The organism is Sphingobium sp. Ant17, assembly GCF_000588875.1.
Classification (GTDB): domain Bacteria; phylum Pseudomonadota; class Alphaproteobacteria; order Sphingomonadales; family Sphingomonadaceae; genus Sphingobium.
The window spans coordinates 78,230-97,028 of record NZ_JEMV01000009.1 but is presented as its reverse complement, the minus strand read 5'-3'; the positions used below and the strand labels follow the sequence as shown (position 1 = coordinate 97,028).

Below are 18,799 nucleotides of genomic sequence, written 5' to 3'. Positions count from 1 at the left end.
CGATTAGGCTGGGTCAGTGCAAAAGTTCAAGCGTAAAGTCTTCTACCTCGGCGGTTTCGATCCGCGCGGCGTGCGTTTCTATCATCAGCTCTACCGCGAACAGGCGGCGCGCTATCATAAGCTCACGGGGCAAGATGTGACCGTCGGCGCGCGGCGCGCCGGGCCGGACGGGTCGCTGGTGTCGGTGCAATGGGACGTCGCCAATGAACAGGCGGGCGTCGCGGTCGATTATGAATATCTGCGCTGGGAAGATTTGATCGCGAAAGTGTGGATCCGCAATCCGCTGCCGCTCGCGCTGCGGGCGGCGCGGGCCTATGTCGGCCATGCGCGCTTCATGCAGTTCGGGCGGATGCGCAAGCTGCGCTCCGGGCCGGTCATCACCATCCTCTATCCGCCGGTTTTTGCCGTGCTGATCCCGCTGTTGCTGGCGCTGGTGCCTGCGCTGTTGCTGGCGTTGCTGCTGCCCTTGTGGGTCAGTGCGCTGGTGGGCATCGGTATCAGCGCGCTGCTGTCGGGGCGCTTGTTGGCCAAGCTGGTCGTGCCCTGGCTATTGCGGTTCATGACCTATCATGGCGCGCTGGCCGCCGATGGGCCGGGCGCAGAGCTGGACGCGCGGCTCGACCAGTTTGCCGCCCGCATCGCGGCGGAACTGGACGGCGACTGGGACGAAGTGCAGATCGTCACCCATAGCGCGGGCACCATATTGGGCATGAGCATATTGCGCCGGGTGTTTGCATTACGGAATGCGCCGCTGCCCGATCATGCGGTGATGGTGGGTATGGGGCAGGTGGTGCCGGTGATCGGGCTGCGGCGCGACGCGCACTGGTATCATGAGGATCTGGCGGCGCTGGCGGACAAGACGTTCCGCTATGTCGATATCTCCTCGCCCCCCGATGGCGCGGCCTATTATAACGTCAATCCGCTGCAGCTTGTCGCGGATCAATATGCGGCGCGGGTGGACATGCTATCGCCGCGCTTCCATCTCTTCTATCAGCCGGACAATTATCATGGCGGCTGGTCGAACAAATATGAGGCGCATTTCGACTATCTGCGCGTGGGCGACCGGCTTTCGCCGCTCGATTTCATCAGCCTGACCGCTGGCCCCCGTACCGTGGACGACGCCGTCGCCGCCTTCAGGACGATCCCTTGACCGATCTTTTTACGCCCCCCTATCCGCAGCCGCCCCGCACCAAGCGGGGCCTCATCAAGCGGTTCCTGCGCGGCTGGCATAGCTGGATCCATGTGCTGTTCGACAAAAGCTATACGATGAAGATGGGCGAGATTCGCCTGCCCGGCCGGACCATGTATATCGCCAATGAGCTGAGCCTGGTGGACCAGATTTTGCGCGGCGGCACCGCATTCCCCAAGCATAGCGAATTGGTCCGCAATCTCGACCCGCTGATCGGCAACAGCGTCTTTTCCGCCAATGGCGCGGATTGGGAAAGCCAGCGGGCGATGGTCAATCCCGCCTTTGCCCATACCGCGCTGGGGCGGACGATGCCGCTGATGGTGGCGGCGGCCGACGATCTGCTGGCACGGTTCGATGCGGCCGATCGGCGCCAGCCGGTCGATATCGATCCGATGATGACGCATGTCGCGGCCGACATCATTTTCCGCACGCTGTTTTCGCAGGCGCTGGACGCGGCGCGATCGAACATCATCCACACCGCCTTCGGCAAGTTTCAGCGGCTGGCGCACAGCGCGTCGATGCTGCGGCTGTACGGCATTCCCGCCGGTTGGTTCGAGACACGATCGAAAGGCCCGGCGCGCGCCATCCATGACGTGTTCCGCCCGATCGTGGAGGCGCGCTATGAAGGCTGGCATTCGCGCGGCGAAGCGCCGCATCGCGACATTCTCCAGTCGCTGATCGAGGCGAAACATCCCGAAACCGGGGAGGCCTTCACGTGCAACCAGGTGATGGAGCAGGTATCGACCATTTTCCTGGCGGGGCATGAGACATCGGCCAGCACCATGACCTGGGCGCTCTATATGCTCGCCGAATGTCGCCATATTCAGGACCGGGTGCGGGCGGAAATTGCAGCAGTTGCAGGCGACGCGCCGCTGACCGCGCCGATGCTCAAGGAGATGGGGCAGCTCCGCAACATCTTCAAAGAAACGCTGCGTCTTTATCCCCCGGTGTCCTTCCTGCCGCGCGAAGTCACCTGTCCGATGGACATGCGCGACAAGCATTTGGAGACCGGATCGATGCTGGTGGTCGCCCCCTGGCTGACCCAGCGCAACAAGGATAATTGGGCCTGCCCCCATGCCTTCGACCCCGATCGCTTCGATGATCCCGCCAATGCGGATATGGCGAAACAGGCCTGGTTCCCGTTCGGCCGGGGACCGCGCGTGTGCGTCGGGGCGGGCTTTGCCCAGCAGGAGGTGATGACGGTGATCGCTGCGGTCGTCCGGCGCTATGCGCTTACCGTGCCGCCGGGGTTCAAGCCCGAACCGATCAGTCGGCTGACGATCCGGCCCAGGACGGGGATGCCGTTATTGTTCGGGACGCTGCGCGATTAAATGACGGTGATGGCTACGCCCCTCATGCCATCTCCTCCTCCGGCACGACATCGACCATCAGTTGCAGGCTTTGCCCGCCGCCGCCCACGAACAGGCCGTCCATCGGCGCGACGTCGGCATAGTCGCGGCCCATGGCGACGAAGAGATGGCCGTCGCCGGTGATGACGCCGTTGGTCGGGTCAAAGCCGATCCAGCCGCGCGTCCGTCCACACCAGAGCATGACCCAGGCATGCATGGCGTCCGCCCCGATCAGGCGCGGCTTGCCGGGTGGCGGATAGGTGCGCAGATAGCCGCTGACATAGGCGGCGGGTAGCCCCGCGAGGCGTAGCGCGACCACCATGACATGGGCGAAATCCTGGCACACGCCATGGCGCGCGGCAAAGGCGTCGGCGACCGGGGTGGCCGCGTCGGTGCTGCCCGGTTCATACCGAAATTCGGCGCGGATGCGCTGCGCGAGGTCCAGCGCAGCGGCGACGATCGGCCGGTCAGGCGACAGGCCATCGCCGACCCATGCGCCGATGTCCGGCAAGAGCGGTGCGCGCACCGAGGCGTAGAGATAATGGGCGGGTGCCGCCGGTCCCATGTCGCGTTCGGCCAGCGCCGCCTGCGCCACCGCGCCGATGGTCGGATCATCGTCCTGCGGCACGATCGCGCCGCCTTGCACCCCCACGCGGAACCGGCTTTCGATCGTGAGCTGGCGGATCGGGCTTTCGATCACCAGCCGGGCGACATGGACCGGCCAGGCGCCAGGGCGCGAATCGATGGTGGCGGGGGCGGGGTCCACGTCCAGCGCATAGTCGGACGTCCACTGCCCCGACCAAGGCGCGGGCCGCAGCCGCAGGTTGAAGCGGGCCAGCCGCACCGGATTGGCATAGCGCAATATCGTGCGGTGCCGGACATGGTAGATCATGATAGCAAGTCCATCGTCTCGGTCTTGCGGACCTGCAGGAAATAGCGCTGGCCGATCGCGTCGGAGAGGCCAAGCAGCCGGTTCTCCACATCGGCAATGTCGGCCATGGTCAGCATGTCGCCGGTCAGCGGCGCGAGCCGCGCCACCAGCGCATCGGCGCGGCGCAGCGGTTCTTCGGGCATGCCGTCGGCGCGCAGCGTGGGCAGGGCGGCGATATGCTCCGCCAGCCTTGCCGCCTGATAGGCGATCGCGCGCGGATTATGCGGTTCCAGCGCGACGAGATCGCGCACCGGCGGCAGCGCCGGGCCGGTCAGATAGCGGGTGCGATAGCTGATCTGGCTATCCTGCAGATCGAGCAGCACGGTCAGGTCGGCGGCGCTGGCCCCGTCGCTGCCGAACAGGCTGACGAGGCGACAGCCATTGATCGCCCGCTCCATCCGGCGGCCCATATCGTGGAAGCGCCAGGCGTCGGTGCGTGCCATATTTTCCGCCGCCAGCCCCGACAGCGCGGAAATCCGCTCGATCATGCGGGACGAGGCGTCGAGCAGGGTTTCGGTCACCGCGCCGTCGAAGCGGGGCAGCGGCAGGCGCACCAGCCGCCACACGTCGCTCGCCAGCCGGTCGCGCAGCCCTTCGCCGATATTGGCGACCCGCCCCATCAGCGTCCGCACGCTGCCGCTTTGCTGGGCGTCGCCCAGCGCGATGGCGCAGAGCGGGCCGACTGCGCCGCGACTGCCGGGAATCGCGCCCCACAGCGCCAGTTGGCCGACCAGCCGGGCCATGGTGGGCGAGGCGAGCGAGGGGCCGATATCCGCCTCGATCGATCCGCCGACGATCGCGCGGATCAGCCGCAGCGTCATTTCGGTGCGCTCGATATAGCGACCCAGCCAGAAGAGATTGTCCGCCGCCTTGGCCGGCAGCATGCCGCCCACCCGCCGGATCGCAGGCGCGCCGCCCGATCCCAGCAGCGTGTCGGGGGGTACGGGCTGGCTGTCGATAACGCACATGTCGGCGGACATGTCGCCCCGGCCCATCAGCGCGGCGCGAATGTCGCCATGGCCTGCCAGCCGCGCGAAGGCACCGGGCATCACGCGCCATTGGCCGAGCGCGTCGCGCGCTACGAACACGCGCAGGGTGAAGGGCAGGGGGGTCAGTCGGCCATCGACGATGGCGGGGGTGGTCGATAATTTCACCACTTCCTGCCCGACATAGTCCATCGGCCGCCGCGCCATCGCGTCGAGCAGGGCGTCGCGCTGGTCGCCGTCTAGTGCCGATCCGGGGGTGAAATGCGCGTCGGGCAGGCCCGCCACATCCTGGTCGAAGGCCGAGCCGACGACGAGCTGGTCGAGCCGGTCGCGGACATAGGCGCGCTCCTTGCCCTGCCCGCACCACCAGGTCGCGATATTGGGCAGGATCAGCTCCTCGCCCAGCACCGCGCGCGCGAGTTGCGGCAGGAAGGCCGCGAAGGCGCGCGATTCGATCACGCCCGCGCCCGGCCAGTTGCTGACCATCAGCCCGCCGCGCGCGCAGGCATCATAAAGATCGGGCACGCCGATGCGCGTCTTGCTGTCGAAGGCGAGCGGATCGAGGAAGCGGCTGTCCATCCAGCGCCACAGCCCGTCGATCCGCTTCAGGCCCTGAATGGTGCGGACGAATAATTGTCCGTCGGTGACGATCAGATCCTCGCCCTCGACCAGCAACAGGCCAAGATAGCGGGCGAGATGCGCCTGTTCGGCATAGCTTTGGTTGAAGCGGCCGGGCGTCAGCAGGCCGATGCGCGGGTCCGACCGGGCGCAGTCGGCGGCCAGCCCCCGGCGCAATTCGTCGAAAAAGGGCGCGAGCCGCCGCGTGTTCATAGCGCCCAGCAGGTCGCCGGTGGCGCGCGACAGAGCGAGCCGGTTTTCCAGCGCATAGCCCACGCCCACCGGGGTTCGCACCCGGTCGGACAAGACGCGCCATTCGCCCGCCGGGCCGCGCCCGATATCGGCGGCGTAGAAATGAAGCTGATGTCCCTGCGGCGGCGGCGCGCCGTTCATGACGCGCCAATAATGGGCGCTGCCGGTCACGATGCTGGCGGGCAGATTGCCGTCGGTGACCAGCGACTGAGTCGAATAAATGTCGGCGATGACCCGTTCGAGCAGGTCGGCGCGCTGGGCGAGGCCCCGTTCGATATGCGCCCATTCGTCAGCGCCGATCAGCAGCGGCACCGGCCCCAGCGGCCAGGCGCGTTCCTGCTCGTCGCCGGTCAGGCGGAACGCCATGCCAAGGTCGATCGCCTGCCGCCCGACATGGTCGGCGAGCGTCACTGGATCGCCCTGCGCCTGCGCCGACAGCCGTTCCAGCATCGTGCGCCAGCGTGGGGCCATGGCGGGCGACGCATCGGCGAACAAATCTCCCGCCGGTGCGGCGGCGAGATAGGCGTCGGCCCATCCCCCCGCCGCGCGAGGCGGGGCCGCGGCGTCGGCGGCCATCACAGCCCCGGTTGTTTGAAGCGCAGGTCCAGCGTCATCGGAAATTCGCTGGCCGTTTCGGCGACGGGCATGTCGACTTGGCCGGGGGTATGGCCATAATCCTGAAACCGTGCCTTGCGCCGGGCTTCGGCCTCATAGCCATTGACCGGCAGCGTGTCGTAATTGCGGCCGCCCGGATGCGCGACATGATAGACGCAGCCGCCCAGCGACCGGCCGCTCCAACTGTCCAGCACGTCGAAGGTCAGCGGCGCATTGGCGGGCAGATGGGGGTGGAGGCAATTGGCCGGTGCCCATGCCTTGTAGCGCACGCCGCCGACCGCTTCGCCCGGAACGCCGGTGGCGGTCATCGGCACCTGCCGCCCGTTGCACGCGACGATATGGCGTCCGGCGACGAGGCCCGTGGCGCGGACCTGCAACCGTTCGGTCGATGAGTCGACATAGCGTACCGTGCCGCCGATCGCCCCGGTTTCGCCCAGCACATTCCAGGGTTCGAGCGCATGGGCGATTTCCAGCCCGACGCCGCCCGCATCGACGGTGCCATGGACCGGGAAGCGGAACTGGCGCTGCGCCTCGAACCAGTTGGGGTCGAAATCATAGCCCGCACCGCGCAGGTCGGACAGGATCTCCAGAAAATCGGCCCAGACGAAATGGGGCAGCATGAAGCGATCGTGCAGCGTCGTGCCCCAACGGACCAGATGGCCCTGCTGCGGCTGCCGCCAGAACCAGGCGGTCAGCGCGCGGAGCAGCAATTGCTGCGCCAGACTCATGCGCGCTTCGGGCGGCATTTCGAACCCGCGAAACTCCAGCAGTCCCAGGCGCCCGGTGGGACCATCGGGCGAGAACATCTTGTCGATGCAGATTTCGGTGCGATGGGTGTTGCCCGTCACATCGACCAGCAGGTTGCGGAACAGCCGATCGACCAGCCACGGCGGCGGCGCAGCCCCTTCGCCCGCAAACGGGTTGGGCACCTGCGACAGTGCGATCTCCAACTCGTACAGGCCATCATGCCGCGCCTCGTCGATGCGCGGTGCCTGGCTCGTCGGGCCGATGCAGAGGCCCGAAAAGAGGTAGGAGAGCGAGGGATGGCGCTGCCAATAGAGGACGAAGCTCTTGAGCAGGTCAGGGCGGCGGATGAAGGGCGAGTCACCCAGCGTCGGCCCGCCCAGCACGATATGATTGCCCCCGCCGGTGCCGACCGATCGGCCGTCGACCATGAATTTGTCGGCGGTCAGCTGGCATTCGCGGGCATGGTCATAGACTTGCTGGGTGATATGGACCGTCTCGTCCCAGCTTGCCGCGGGCTGCACATTCACTTCGATCACGCCGGGGTCGGGCGTCGCCTTCAGCACGTCGATGCGCGGGTCGGGCGGTGGCGAATAGCCCTCGATCCGCACGGGGATGCGCAGCGCTTCGGCGGCGGCCTCGACCTCGGCGATCAGTTCCAGATAATCTTCCAGCGCCTGCACCGGCGGCAGGAAGACCGAGAGATAATGGCCGCGCGGTTCGACCGTCACGGCGGTGCGCACCGCGCCTTCGATGATGACCTGCTCGACCCGTTCCTGCGCCGCCATGCCGCCTTCTGGGCCGGCGACCCGCTGCGACTGTTGCGCGCGCGCTTCCTCGACGCTCGCCTGCTCGACCACCTGGGTACGGAAATCGGGCAGCGGTTCGCGCGGCTCGCTGGTGTCGCGGGGGTGGATATAGGGGTAATCGGATGGCGGCACATAGGGCAGCGATCCCAGCGGCAGGCGATAGCCCAGCGCCGAATCGCCCGGCACCGCGAACAGCTTGCCGCGCCGCAACTGCCAGATTTCGCTCTGCCAGCGGGGCTTGGCGACCTGAGATTGCCAGCGCTGCACCGGCAGCACATAGCCGACCGGCTGGTCGAGGCCGCGCTCGAACGTCTTGACCATCCGCGCCCGCGCTTCGGGGTCGCTGATCTTGGGATCATCGGGGCTGGCGTTGATCGGCAGGTCGGCTTCCTTGACCGCCCAGACCGCCGGATCTTCATAGACCGCATGGGTATAGTCATCGGTAAAGCCCATATTCCCGGCCATATGGCTGAGGAAAGCGCGGGCGTCTTCGGGCGTCACGGTGCGCGCGCCATCGGGCGCATCGTCGGGCGCGATCAGGCTTTCGTCGCGCCAGATCGGCGTGCCATCCTTGCGCCAATAGACCGCATAGGCCCAGCGCGGCAGGCTTTCGCCCGGATACCATTTGCCCTGGCCATGATGCAGCAGGCCGCCGGGCGCGAAGGTCGCGCGCAGCTTGCGGATCAGCCGGTCGGCATAGGCCGCCTTGGTTGGTCCCACCGCATCGCCATTCCATTCGCCCGCATCACCGCCATCGACCGCCACGAAGGTCGGCTCGCCCCCGGTGGTCAGGCGCACGTCCTGCGCGATCAAATCGGCATCGACTTGTGCGCCGAGCGCCATCACCGCGTCCCAACGGCTGTCAGTAAAGGGCTTGGTGATCCGCACGGCTTCGGCAATGCGCGACACATTCATCGCAAATTCGAAATCGACTTCGGCGGGTTCGGCCATGCCGCTGATCGGTGCGGCGGACTTGTAATGCGGCGTCGCGCAGAGCGGGATATGCCCCTCACCCGCGAACATGCCGCTGGTGGCATCCAGCGCCACCCAGCCTGCGCCCGGCACATAGGCCTCCGCCCAGGCGTGCAGGTCGACGACATCCTGCGTGACGCCCTTTGGCCCTTCGATCGGCTCGACATCGGCGACCAGCTGGATCGAATAGCCCGACACGAAACGCGCGGCAAAGCCCAACCTGCGCAGCAATTGTACCAGCAGCCACGCCGAATCGCGGCACGATCCGGTGCCGATCTCCAGCGTCTCTTCCGGCGTCTGGACGCCCGCCTCCATGCGGATGACATAGCCGACTTGTTGTTGCAGGCGACGGTTCACCTCGACCAGGAAATCGACCGTCCGGCTCTCAAAGCCATCATATTGCGCCACCATCGCCTCGAACATCGGCCCCTGCGGTTCGATGTCGAAATAGGCGGCAAGGTCGGTCTTCAGCTGATCGTCATAGGCGAAGGGGTAGGTCTCCGCATAAGGCTCCACGAAGAAATCGAACGGATTGATGATGTCGAGATCCGCGAGCAGATCGACCTGGATGCGGAAATGGTCGACCGGATCGGGAAACACCACGCGCGCCAGCCAGTTGCCGTGCGGATCCTGCTGCCAGTTCAGGAAATGGTTCGCCGGTTCGATCTTCAGCGCATAATTGGGGACTTTGGTCCGGCTATGCGGCGCGGGGCGCAGGCGGATTACCTGTGGCCCCAGGCGGATCGGGCGATTGTAACGATAGGCGGTGAGGTGGTGGAGTGCGGCTTTGAGCATAGCCGCGATCAAACGCTACCCCCTGCTGCAATGCAACAGCCAATCGCGCGGGCCGTGCAGATTCTAGGGAGTGCCCAGCCGCCCGCGCCGATAGCGCCGCCGCAGCACCGCCCCTGCGATCAGCAGCGGCGTCGCCCCCAGCATCAGCGCCATGCCGATCAGGCTGGGCGACCAGCCCATTATGCTGTGCAGACCAAAGGCGGACGGCGTCAGCAGCAGCAGAAATCCGGCGGTCAGCAACCATAGCCCCCAGCGGCGCGGCCGCACCGCGACCATGCGATATTCATGCCGCCACGCCTTGCGGCCTTCCTTGGTGGAAAGATCGGGTGGGGGATGATGAGACATAAGCGCTGGACTCATGCCGCGAACAGCTTACCCTGTCCAGCATCCCCGGGGGACCGTCCGCAGACGGTTGAGAGGCAGCTATGTGGCTGCGACCCGTTGAACCTGATCCGGCTAACACCGGCGTAGGGAGGGTCAGCGCGCCGTCACACCGCCCGCCATCCCTCTCTTTCGCCATGAAGGAGAGACGAAAATGGCAGATGTTCCCGCCCGCACCGAAATCGGCGTCACCACTGGCCCCATCCGGGGATCGCGCAAGATCCATGTCGGCCCGCTCAACGTCGCGATGCGCGAAATCACGCTGGAGCCGGGCAGCGGCGAGGCGCCAGTGCGCGTCTATGACACGTCCGGCCCCTATACCGATCCGGCGGCGCAGATCGACATTCGCGCGGGCCTGCCGACGTTGCGTCACGACTGGATCATCGGGCGGGGCGATGTGGAGGCGTATGACGCGCGTGAGGTGCGGCCGGAGGATAATGGGCTGAAAGGCCCGGATCGTAGCGGCGGGGTGGCGCAATTCCCGCTGGGCGCACGTCGCCCCTTGCGTGCCAAGGCGGGCGCGAATGTCAGCCAGATGCATTATGCCCGGCGCGGCATCATCACGCCGGAAATGGAATATGTGGCGGAGCGCGAAAATCTGGGCCGGGCGCGGCTGGCCAACTATGTCCGCGACGGGCAGGATTGGGGCGCGGACATCCCCGATTATGTGACGCCGGAGTTCGTGCGCGACGAAGTGGCGCGCGGCCGGGCGATCATCCCCAGCAACATCAACCATCCCGAATCCGAACCGATGGCGATCGGCCGCAATTTCCTGGTCAAGATCAACGCCAATATCGGCAACAGCGCGGTCGCATCCGACGTGGCGGCCGAAGTCGACAAGCTGGTCTGGTCGATCCGCTGGGGTGCGGACACGGTGATGGATCTGTCCACCGGCCGCAACATCCACGACACGCGCGAATGGATCATCCGCAACTCGCCCGTGCCGATCGGCACCGTGCCCATCTATCAGGCGCTCGAAAAGGTCGGCGGCGTCGCCGAAGACCTGACCTGGGAGATTTTCCGCGACACGCTGATCGAGCAGGCGGAACAGGGCGTCGACTATTTCACCATCCATGCGGGCGTGCGCCTGCCCTATATCCCGATGACCGCCAAGCGCGTGACCGGCATCGTGTCGCGCGGCGGGTCGATCATGGCGAAATGGTGCCTCGCCCACCATCGCGAGAGCTTCCTCTACGAGCGGTTCGACGAGATTAGCGAGATCATGAAGGCCTATGACATCGCCTATTCGCTCGGCGACGGCCTGCGCCCCGGTTCGATCGCCGACGCCAATGATGAGGCGCAGTTCGCCGAACTCTATACGCTGGGCGAACTGACCAAGCGCGCCTGGGAACAGGATGTGCAGGTGATGATCGAAGGGCCGGGCCATGTGCCCATGCACAAGATCAAGCGGAATATGGAAAAGCAGCTCGAAGCCTGCGGCGAAGCGCCCTTCTACACATTGGGGCCGCTCACCACCGACATCGCGCCGGGCTACGACCATATCACCAGCGGCATCGGCGCGGCCATGATCGGCTGGTACGGCACCGCGATGCTTTGCTATGTCACGCCCAAGGAGCATCTGGGCCTGCCCGACCGTGATGACGTGAAGGTCGGCGTGGTGACCTACAAGCTCGCCGCCCACGCCGCTGACCTCGCCAAGGGGCATCCGGCGGCGAAGGTCCGCGACGATGCGCTGAGCCGCGCGCGGTTCGAGTTCCGCTGGAGGGACCAGTTCAACCTGTCGCTGGACCCCGACACGGCGGAGCAATATCACGACCAGACGCTCCCCGCGGAAGGCGCGAAAAGCGCCCATTTCTGCTCGATGTGCGGCCCCAAATTCTGCTCGATGAAGATCACGCAAGAGGTCCGCGATTTCGCCGCGAAGCAGAATCAGGAAGCCGACGCCTTCATCGCCGCCCATCCTCCCCGGCACGGGGAGGGGGGCGTAGCGGCGACCAGCGACTTGCCGGGGGCAAGTCGCAGCCGCGAAGCCGGCTCGCAAGGCGAGCCGTTGGCGCAGCCAAATGGTGGAGGGGGCGAGCCGCTGGACGCAACCTCCGCCGAACAGGGCATGGCGGCAATGAGCAAGGTGTTCAGGGAAACGGGGAGCGAGCTGTATATGGGGGCTGGGGATAGGGAGCGGGATTGAGAAGTTACGAGCAATGTGTTGCCGTTGGACCGTGATCTCTGAGTGGCGTGATCTGTAAAAAAGGATCACGCCATTTTCGAAATATGCTCACGCAGTCACCCCACCTTCTTCGGCCGTCCACCCTTCGCCCCATTGACCCGCGCCGCCGCAGCTTTCGCGGGTGATGTCACGCTCCCAGCCCGCCGCGCCAGTTCGCGCATCCAGGCCTTGGTGCCGAACGATCCGGCCATCAGCGCCGGGACGGAAAGGTCCACGTCCAGCACCTCCCAATGCAGGCCAAAGCCCGCGCCCGCAATCTCCACCTCTGCCAGTTGATCGGGCGTGGCCGCCTCCAGCCCCTGCCCCAGATAGGGCGGAAAGGCGAAAGTTGCGCCGCTGGCGAGATCGACGATGATGCGCGCCGCCTTGCGGTCATAGCGTGCGGCCAGCGCGCGCGGTTCTTTGGCCAGCGCGTCCCGGCCCCGCGCTTCCGCTGCGTCGATCTGCGTATCGGACCAGTGATCCGTCATTCCTCATCTCCATGTATCGCGCGCCAGTGCGTCATGAACGCCGCCTGCCGCTCCAGCACCACATCCATCGCCCGCCTGCGATCCGCCGCTTTCATGCCGATCGCATATATGAGTTGGGGCAACGCGCCATGTGGCGAGAGCGCGACCTTCAACTCGCCATTGCCCAGCACATGGATATGCGGCGGCTCATGATCGTGCGTGTAGATGACGAAGCGCATGCCATGCGCACGATGGATCGTGACCATGGCGATAAATAACCTATCGGTTGGGTTATTTCAAGCAGGCCGGGAGATCATCTAGCTACTACCCGCCATTGCGCAACCCGCACGACGATGATCCCCAATCAAAAATGCCGCGCCTGGTCCATCGCCCTGATACGCAGTATCATCCTGCACTTGATTGTGCAGCCCGCCGCGCACGACCGTCGGCAATAATATCCTCGATCGTCCTGTCACTAGTGCCGGATGCTAGCCCCTCTTCGACCGCCGCACGCAAGATGCGCAGTTTTTCCTCTGCCTCTTGCTCGCGCCGAACCAGATCGCGGACATAATCGCTGCTGCTGCTGTAGCGCCTTCGGCGACGCGTGCCTCTATCCAGCTTTTGAGGCCATCGGGGAGGGAGATGTTCATCTGTGCCATGGCCATAATAGCTACAATATTGCGCTATTCTTGACAAGAAGCGTGGCCGTTGCGCCCTCGCCACCATCCATGTTATAACGCCCGTATGAACATGCCCCTCAAAATCACCAAGATCGGCAACAGCGCCGGAGTTATCCTGCCCAAGGAATTGCTGGCGCATCTCGACGCCAACGCGGGGGATACGCTGTCCGTCGTCCTCACTGCGCGCGGGATCGAATTGTCGGCGGCCGAGCCGGATTTCGATGCGCAGATGGCGGCCGCGCGGGATGTCATGGCCCGGCGCAAGCGGGCGCTGCGCGAACTCGCCAAATAATGGCGGATCAGGGCTGGATCTGGGTCACGCTCGCCGTGGCGGAGGCGGCGCATGCCGAACAGATTGCCGAACATGGCGGCGGTGGCGACGGGCTGCGCGATCGCGGCCTGTTCGAAAGCGCGATGGCGCGGCCGCACAATCTCGTCAGCTATGGCGAACCCGACGCGGCGGCGCTGGCGGCGGCCTATGCCTATGGCCTCGCCCGCAACCATCCTTTCATCGACGGTAACAAGCGGATCGCGGCGGTTGTCAGCGAAACCTTCCTGCTGCTCAACGGCCATAGCCTGACCGCGACCGACGCGGAACTGGTCGTGGCCTTTCTTGAACTGGCGGCGGGCAATCTGTCGGAGGATGATATGGCCGATTGGTTCCGCCAGCACCTCGCCCCCGCCTGACCGCGCCTGTCCTTACCCCCGCTCGCGCGCCTTGATCTTGCGCACGTCGGCGAGCTGCCCCATCAGTATCGCCAGCGCGTCGCGTTCCGGCTGGGGCAGGTCCGTCGTGTCGAAATGGCGGATCAATATTTCGAGCGCGTCGCCGATGCGGCCGATCTGGCGGCCATAGCTGCCGACCTCGTCCAGCACCGTGCGTTCGATGTCGGGGCGCGCCGTCTGCCCCAGGGTGATGTTGACGAGGCCGATCTGCCCGCCATTTTGCGTCCAATAAAGCGGGTTGATCGCCTGCCACAATTGTTCGGGTGCCAGCGCCATGGTGAAGGGTTGCATCGGGCCGTCCTTCGCTCGTTCGAGACGAACTGAAAGCTGCCATGGCGGACGCGCTGGCGCAAGCGCGCTGTCCTACAGGCCGCACCGCTGTTATGCTCCCGTCGCGGCTTTCCGATAGGATCAAGGCGGCGCAACATAATATCGAATTGTGCGGGAAAAGTGCGAAGCTAAGGCCTCGACTCCCCTGTCTCTCCGGCGACCCGCCCCCCCTTGCCACCCTCTTCCCACTGGACCGCCCGGCCATAAGCCCTACATAGCAGGGCCATGCCTCCCGAAACGCCCGAAACCGCTCCCTTGCCGCCCGTCTGGGCGACCTTCCGCCGATTCCTGCCCTATTTGTGGCCGGCCGATGCGCCCGCGCTGCGTCGCCGCGTCGCCATCGCCATGCTGCTGGTGCTGCTGGCCAAGCTCATCAGCCTCGCCATGCCCTTTGCCTATAAGGGCGTGATAGACCGGATGGCACCGGGCATGGAACCGGCGGTGGGCCTCGCGATGGCGCTGGTGCTGGTTTATGCCGGTGCGCGGTTCAGCGCGGTGCTGTTCGACAATCTGCGTAACGCCGTGTTCGAGAAGGTAGGGCAGGAGGCGAGCCGCCGCCTCGCCGATGACGTGTTCGTCCACCTCCACCGCCTGTCGCTGCGCTTCCATCTCGACCGGCGCACCGGCGCGGTCACCAAGATCGTCGAGCGCGGCACTAAGAGCATCGACACGATGCTCTATTTCCTGCTGTTCAACATCGCCCCCACCATTATCGAGCTGGTCGCGGTCTGCGCCATTTTCCTCGTCAAGTTCGGCTGGGGGCTGGTCGCCGCCACGCTCGTCATGGTGGTCGCCTATATCTGGTTCACCCGTACCGTGACCGAATGGCGCAACCAGCTGCGCCGCGACATGGTGGATATGGACACCAGCGCGGTCGCCCATGCGGTCGACAGCCTGCTCAATTTCGAAACGGTCAAATATTTCGGCGCGGAACAGCGCGAGGCCGACCGCTATAGCGGAGCGATGCGCCGCTATGCCAAGGCGGCGATCAAGAGCGAGAACAGCCTCGCCTGGCTCAATGTCGGCCAGTCGCTGATCACCAACCTGATGATGGCGGGCGCGATGGCATACAGCGTCTGGGGCTGGAGCGTCGGCCAGTTCACCACCGGCGACGTCGTGCTGGTCAATACGCTGCTGGCCCAGCTGTTCCGCCCGCTCGACCTGCTCGGCATGGTCTATCGCACCATCCGCCAGGGGCTGATTGACATGGAGGCGATGTATCAACTGATCGACACCCAGGCCGAAGTCGCCGATGCGCCGGACGCCACTGTACTACGGGCACCGGGCGGCGCGGTGCGGTTCGATCATGTTCGCTTCGGCTATGACCCGGAGCGGGAAATTTTGCACGACGTCAGTTTCGAGGTGCCCGCCGGGCATACGCTGGCGATCGTCGGGCCTTCGGGCGCGGGAAAGTCCACCATCGCGCGCATCCTGTTCCGCTTCTACGATATCCAGTCGGGCCAGGTGACGATCGACGGGCAGGATATCGCCAAGGTGACCCAGGCCTCGCTGCGCGCCGCGATCGGCATCGTGCCACAGGACATGGTGCTGTTCAACGACACGGTCGGCTATAATATCGGCTATGGCCGCGAAGGCGCATCGCAGGACGAGATCGAAGCGGCGGCAAAGGCCGCGTCGATCCACGACTTCATCCTCAGCCTGCCCAAAGGCTATGACACCCGCGTCGGTGAGCGTGGCCTGAAATTGTCGGGGGGCGAAAAGCAGCGGGTGGCGATTGCGCGGACATTGCTCAAAGACCCGCCCTTGCTGGTGCTGGACGAAGCCACCAGCGCGCTCGACAGCCGCACGGAAACCGAAATCCAAGCGGTGTTGCGCGACATCAGCCGGAAACGCACGACGCTGGTGGTGGCGCATCGCCTGTCCACCGTGGTCGATGCCGAAGAGATTATCGTGCTGGACCAGGGCCGCATCGTCGAACGCGGCCGCCACGCCGATCTGGTGCGCGCCGATGGCCTCTACGCTTTGATGTGGAACCGGCAGGCGAGCGAGCGGGAAGCGCTGCCGGGCGAGCCGGGGATTGGCGATGTGTTCGAGGTGGTGGTGCCGTCGCCCTGACCTGTTCTCCGGCGTAGGCCGGAGTCTAGAAGCCCCAGGCGCGGTGCCAAGTCGCCCTGGGTCCCGGCCTCCGCCGGGGAACAGTTCTATGCCTCGTGCGTCATGGCCTCAATCCACGAAGTTCGCAGCCACCTCCGGCGGCACGCGCAGGATGCGGCCGGTGGCTTTGTCGATGATCGCCCAAGTGGATTTGGCTGCGACCTTCACCTTGCCGTCGGTGCCTGTAAATTCCATCATCCGGTCGAACCGCGCCCCGCGCGGTGCCTCCGCTATCCAGGTACGCGCGGTCACGCTTTCGCCCGCCGTCACATTACCGCGATAGTCGATCTCATGCCGGGTCACGACCCAGATATAGGCATCGACATGCGCCGGATCGGCATCACGGTTCCAATGGTCGACCGACACCCGCTCCATCCACTGAACCCAGACCGCGTTGTTGACATGGCCCAGGATGTCTATGTCATCGGGGGTGGCGGTGATCTGGCAGGTGTAGGATGATGGCATATTATCCTCCGTTCGCCCTGAGCTTGTCGAAGGGCATTACTTCCTGGAAGGAAGAAAGAGGCTTCGACAGGCTCAGCCCGAACGGGTGAGAGGTTGGCCCTTTCACGCCTCGACCACCCCCAATTGCCACAGCAGGAAGGCAAATTCCTCCGCCGTCTCATGCAAACTCTCGAACCGGCCCGACTTGCCGCCATGGCCCGCGCCCATATTGGTCTTGAGCAGCAGGATATTGTCGTCGGTCTTGTTGGCGCGCAGCTTGGCGACCCATTTGGCCGGTTCCCAATAGGTGACGCGCGGATCGTTGAGGCCCGCCGTCACCATCAACGGCGGGTAAGCCTGTGCGGTGACATTGCTGTAAGGATCATAGCCCAAAATCGTCTCGAACGCCGCCTTGTCCGCGATCGGATTGCCCCATTCGGGCCATTCGCCCGGCGTCAGCGGCAGCGTTTCGTCCAGCATCGTGTTGAGCACATCGACGAAGGGCACATGCGCCACTACCGCGCCCCATAGGTCGGGATCGCTATTGATCACCGCGCCCATCAACTCGCCGCCCGCCGACCCGCCCGAAATGCCGATCTTGCCCGCTGCCGTATAGCCCAGGTCGATCAGCCCCTTCGCGACATCCACGAAATCGGTGAAGGTGTTGGTCCGCTTGTCGAGCTTGCCGTCCAGATACCATTGCTGGCCAAGGTCATCGCCGCCGCGAATATGCGCGAGCGCGAACACCATGCCGCGATCCAGCAGCGACAGCCGCCCGGTCGAAAAGCCAGGCTCCATTGCCAGCCCATAGGCCCCATAGCCGTATAGATGCAGCGGCGCGCTGCCATCGCGGGGCAAATCCTTGGGATAGACGATCGACACCGGGATCGCGGTGCCGTCGCGCGCCGGGATCATCAGCCGTTCGGTCGTGTAGCGGCTGGCATCATAGCCCGACGGGATGGCCTGCACCTTCAACTCTTCGAGCCGTCCGTCGTCGAGATGATAATCATAGATAGTGTCGGGCGTGACCATCGATTCATAGCCGATGCGCAGCTTCGTCACATCATATTCGGGATTGTCGTCCAGCCCCGCGCAATAGCTGGCTTCGGGAAAGGGGATGCGCTTTGGCCTGTGGGTGGCGTAATCGCGCAGTTCGATCTGGTCGAGTCCGTCCTGCCGTCCTTCGGTGACGTAGAAACGCTGGAACAGGGTGAAGTCGGTCAGGTAGAAATGATCGTCCGGCGCGATCACCTGCGTCCATTGGTCGGGCGCGTCGAGCGAGGCCGTCACCAGCCGGAAATTGGGATGGGCGTCGTTGGTGCGGATGTAGAGGCGGCCCTCATGCTCATCGACATCATATTCACGGCCGGGCTGGCGCGGGGCGACCAGGATCGGGTCGGCCAGCGGATTGTCGGCAGGGATCAGCCAGGCTTCGGTCGTCACATGGTCGCCGGTGGCGATGACGATCCATTTTTCCGAAGAGGTGAGCCCCACCGAGACGCGGAACCCCTCATCATCCTCATGGAAGAGTTCGACGTCGCTCGTCACGCTCTGGCCCAGCCAATGGAGCCGCGTATTGTCGGTGCGCCAATTGTCGTTGGCGATGCCGTAGAGCAGCCCCTTGCTGTCACTGGTCCAGACCAAAGATGACAGCGTGTCAGGGATGATTTCGGGCAGGATCTCGCCGCTCAGCAGATCCTTGATCCGCGCTTCGAACCGTTCGGACCCGTTGGTGTCGATCGCATAAGCGAGATAGCGCCCATCGGGGCTGACCGACATCGCGCCTAGCCGGAAATAGTCATGGCCCTGCGCCAGGGCGGTTTCGTCCAGGATCAACTGGTCCGGCCCGCCTGCGACGGGCTTGCGATACCATTTGCGATATTGCGCACCGATTTCGAAGGCGCGCCAATAGATATAGTCGCCATCCTTTTGCGGCACCGACTGGTCGTCTTCCTTGATCCGCCCCTTCATCTCGGCGAACAATGTGTCGGTCAGCGCCTTGTGCGGGGCCATCGCCGCTTCGAAATAACGGTTTTCTTCCGCCAGATAATCCAGCACTTGGCTGTCCGTCACCTCCGGGTAGCCGGGGTCGCGCAGCCAGGCATAATCGTCGGTCAGGGTGATGCCATGATGGGTGAAGCTGTGCGGACGGCGGGCGGCAACGGGCGGCTGGGAAAGATCGGTCATTCAGTATCCATATATGATCGGGTCGATTTGATCTGGTCG

Annotated in this window: 16 protein-coding genes and 1 riboswitch; of the genes, 6 read left to right on the top strand and 10 right to left on the bottom strand. The window is 65.0% G+C overall.

Annotated features, from left to right (window positions below; all coding sequences use genetic code 11):
* Positions 1-16: 16 nt before the first annotated feature.
* Positions 17-1,150 (top strand): hypothetical protein, encoded by a 1,134-nt coding sequence (locus BF95_RS06330; RefSeq protein WP_043150151.1) that lies wholly within the window; start codon positions 17-19, stop codon positions 1,148-1,150.
* The gene (locus BF95_RS06325) at positions 1,147-2,520 is read left to right on the top strand and encodes a cytochrome P450 (protein WP_043150149.1); all 1,374 of its coding nucleotides are present in this window, start codon (positions 1,147-1,149) and stop codon (positions 2,518-2,520) included. The genes BF95_RS06330 and BF95_RS06325 overlap by 4 nt, the downstream gene beginning before the upstream one ends.
* A gap of 22 nt (positions 2,521-2,542) precedes the next feature.
* Here BF95_RS06325 and BF95_RS06320 read toward each other — a convergent pair whose 3' ends face one another.
* The 4 genes from BF95_RS06320 to BF95_RS06305 all read right to left on the bottom strand — a co-directional run bounded on the left by BF95_RS06320 (position 2,543) and on the right by BF95_RS06305 (position 9,605).
* Positions 2,543-3,430: a transglutaminase family protein gene (locus BF95_RS06320; protein ID WP_043150148.1), complete on the bottom strand. Its 888-nt coding sequence runs from the start codon at positions 3,428-3,430 to the stop codon at positions 2,543-2,545.
* Complete coding sequence (locus BF95_RS06315; RefSeq protein WP_043150145.1) at positions 3,427-5,901, bottom strand: circularly permuted type 2 ATP-grasp protein; 2,475 nt, start codon at positions 5,899-5,901, stop codon at positions 3,427-3,429. The genes BF95_RS06320 and BF95_RS06315 overlap by 4 nt, the downstream gene beginning before the upstream one ends.
* Positions 5,901-9,260, bottom strand: a complete 3,360-nt coding sequence (locus BF95_RS06310; protein ID WP_043150197.1) for a transglutaminase family protein — start codon at positions 9,258-9,260, stop codon at positions 5,901-5,903. The genes BF95_RS06315 and BF95_RS06310 overlap by 1 nt, the downstream gene beginning before the upstream one ends.
* A 63-nt stretch (positions 9,261-9,323) precedes the next feature.
* Positions 9,324-9,605, bottom strand: coding sequence for a hypothetical protein (locus BF95_RS06305; RefSeq protein ID WP_043150144.1), 282 nt, complete (start codon positions 9,603-9,605; stop codon positions 9,324-9,326).
* 36 nt (positions 9,606-9,641) lie between these two features.
* Positions 9,642-9,751: riboswitch (TPP riboswitch) on the top strand.
* A gap of 44 nt (positions 9,752-9,795) precedes the next feature.
* Here BF95_RS06305 and thiC point away from each other — a divergent pair.
* On the top strand, positions 9,796-11,790 hold the full coding sequence (gene thiC / locus BF95_RS06300; RefSeq protein ID WP_043150143.1) for a phosphomethylpyrimidine synthase ThiC: 1,995 nt from the start codon (positions 9,796-9,798) through the stop codon (positions 11,788-11,790).
* A 95-nt stretch (positions 11,791-11,885) separates the two neighbouring features.
* On the opposite strand, the gene BF95_RS06295 is transcribed toward thiC, so the two are convergent.
* From BF95_RS06295 to BF95_RS30945, 3 genes are all read right to left on the bottom strand, one after another.
* Complete coding sequence (locus BF95_RS06295; protein WP_043150142.1) at positions 11,886-12,299, bottom strand: DUF2442 domain-containing protein; 414 nt, start codon at positions 12,297-12,299, stop codon at positions 11,886-11,888.
* On the bottom strand, positions 12,296-12,544 hold the full coding sequence (locus BF95_RS06290; RefSeq protein WP_043150141.1) for a DUF4160 domain-containing protein: 249 nt from the start codon (positions 12,542-12,544) through the stop codon (positions 12,296-12,298). Before BF95_RS06290 ends, BF95_RS06295 begins: the two co-directional genes overlap by 4 nt.
* 139 nt (positions 12,545-12,683) lie before the next feature.
* Positions 12,684-13,004, bottom strand: a complete 321-nt coding sequence (locus BF95_RS30945; protein WP_443018338.1) for a ribbon-helix-helix domain-containing protein — start codon at positions 13,002-13,004, stop codon at positions 12,684-12,686.
* Between the two features lie 18 nt (positions 13,005-13,022).
* On the opposite strand from BF95_RS30945, the gene BF95_RS06285 reads away from it, so the two are divergent.
* Positions 13,023-13,250, top strand: coding sequence for an AbrB/MazE/SpoVT family DNA-binding domain-containing protein (locus BF95_RS06285; protein ID WP_043150140.1), 228 nt, complete (start codon positions 13,023-13,025; stop codon positions 13,248-13,250).
* On the top strand, positions 13,250-13,645 hold the full coding sequence (locus tag BF95_RS06280) for a type II toxin-antitoxin system death-on-curing family toxin (protein ID WP_043150138.1): 396 nt from the start codon (positions 13,250-13,252) through the stop codon (positions 13,643-13,645). Before BF95_RS06285 ends, BF95_RS06280 begins: the two co-directional genes overlap by 1 nt.
* Positions 13,646-13,657: 12 nt before the next feature.
* Here BF95_RS06280 and BF95_RS06275 read toward each other — a convergent pair whose 3' ends face one another.
* Complete coding sequence (locus tag BF95_RS06275; RefSeq protein WP_043150137.1) at positions 13,658-13,975, bottom strand: hypothetical protein; 318 nt, start codon at positions 13,973-13,975, stop codon at positions 13,658-13,660.
* A gap of 264 nt (positions 13,976-14,239) precedes the next feature.
* On the opposite strand from BF95_RS06275, the gene BF95_RS06270 reads away from it, so the two are divergent.
* Positions 14,240-16,090: an ABCB family ABC transporter ATP-binding protein/permease gene (locus BF95_RS06270; RefSeq protein WP_043150136.1), complete on the top strand. Its 1,851-nt coding sequence runs from the start codon at positions 14,240-14,242 to the stop codon at positions 16,088-16,090.
* Positions 16,091-16,198: 108 nt separating this feature from the next.
* Here BF95_RS06270 and BF95_RS06265 read toward each other — a convergent pair whose 3' ends face one another.
* Positions 16,199-16,594, bottom strand: a complete 396-nt coding sequence (locus tag BF95_RS06265; protein ID WP_043150134.1) for an acyl-CoA thioesterase — start codon at positions 16,592-16,594, stop codon at positions 16,199-16,201.
* 102 nt (positions 16,595-16,696) lie between these two features.
* Positions 16,697-18,760 (bottom strand): S9 family peptidase, encoded by a 2,064-nt coding sequence (locus BF95_RS06260; protein WP_043150131.1) that lies wholly within the window; start codon positions 18,758-18,760, stop codon positions 16,697-16,699.
* Between the last annotated feature and the right edge of the window lie 39 nt (positions 18,761-18,799).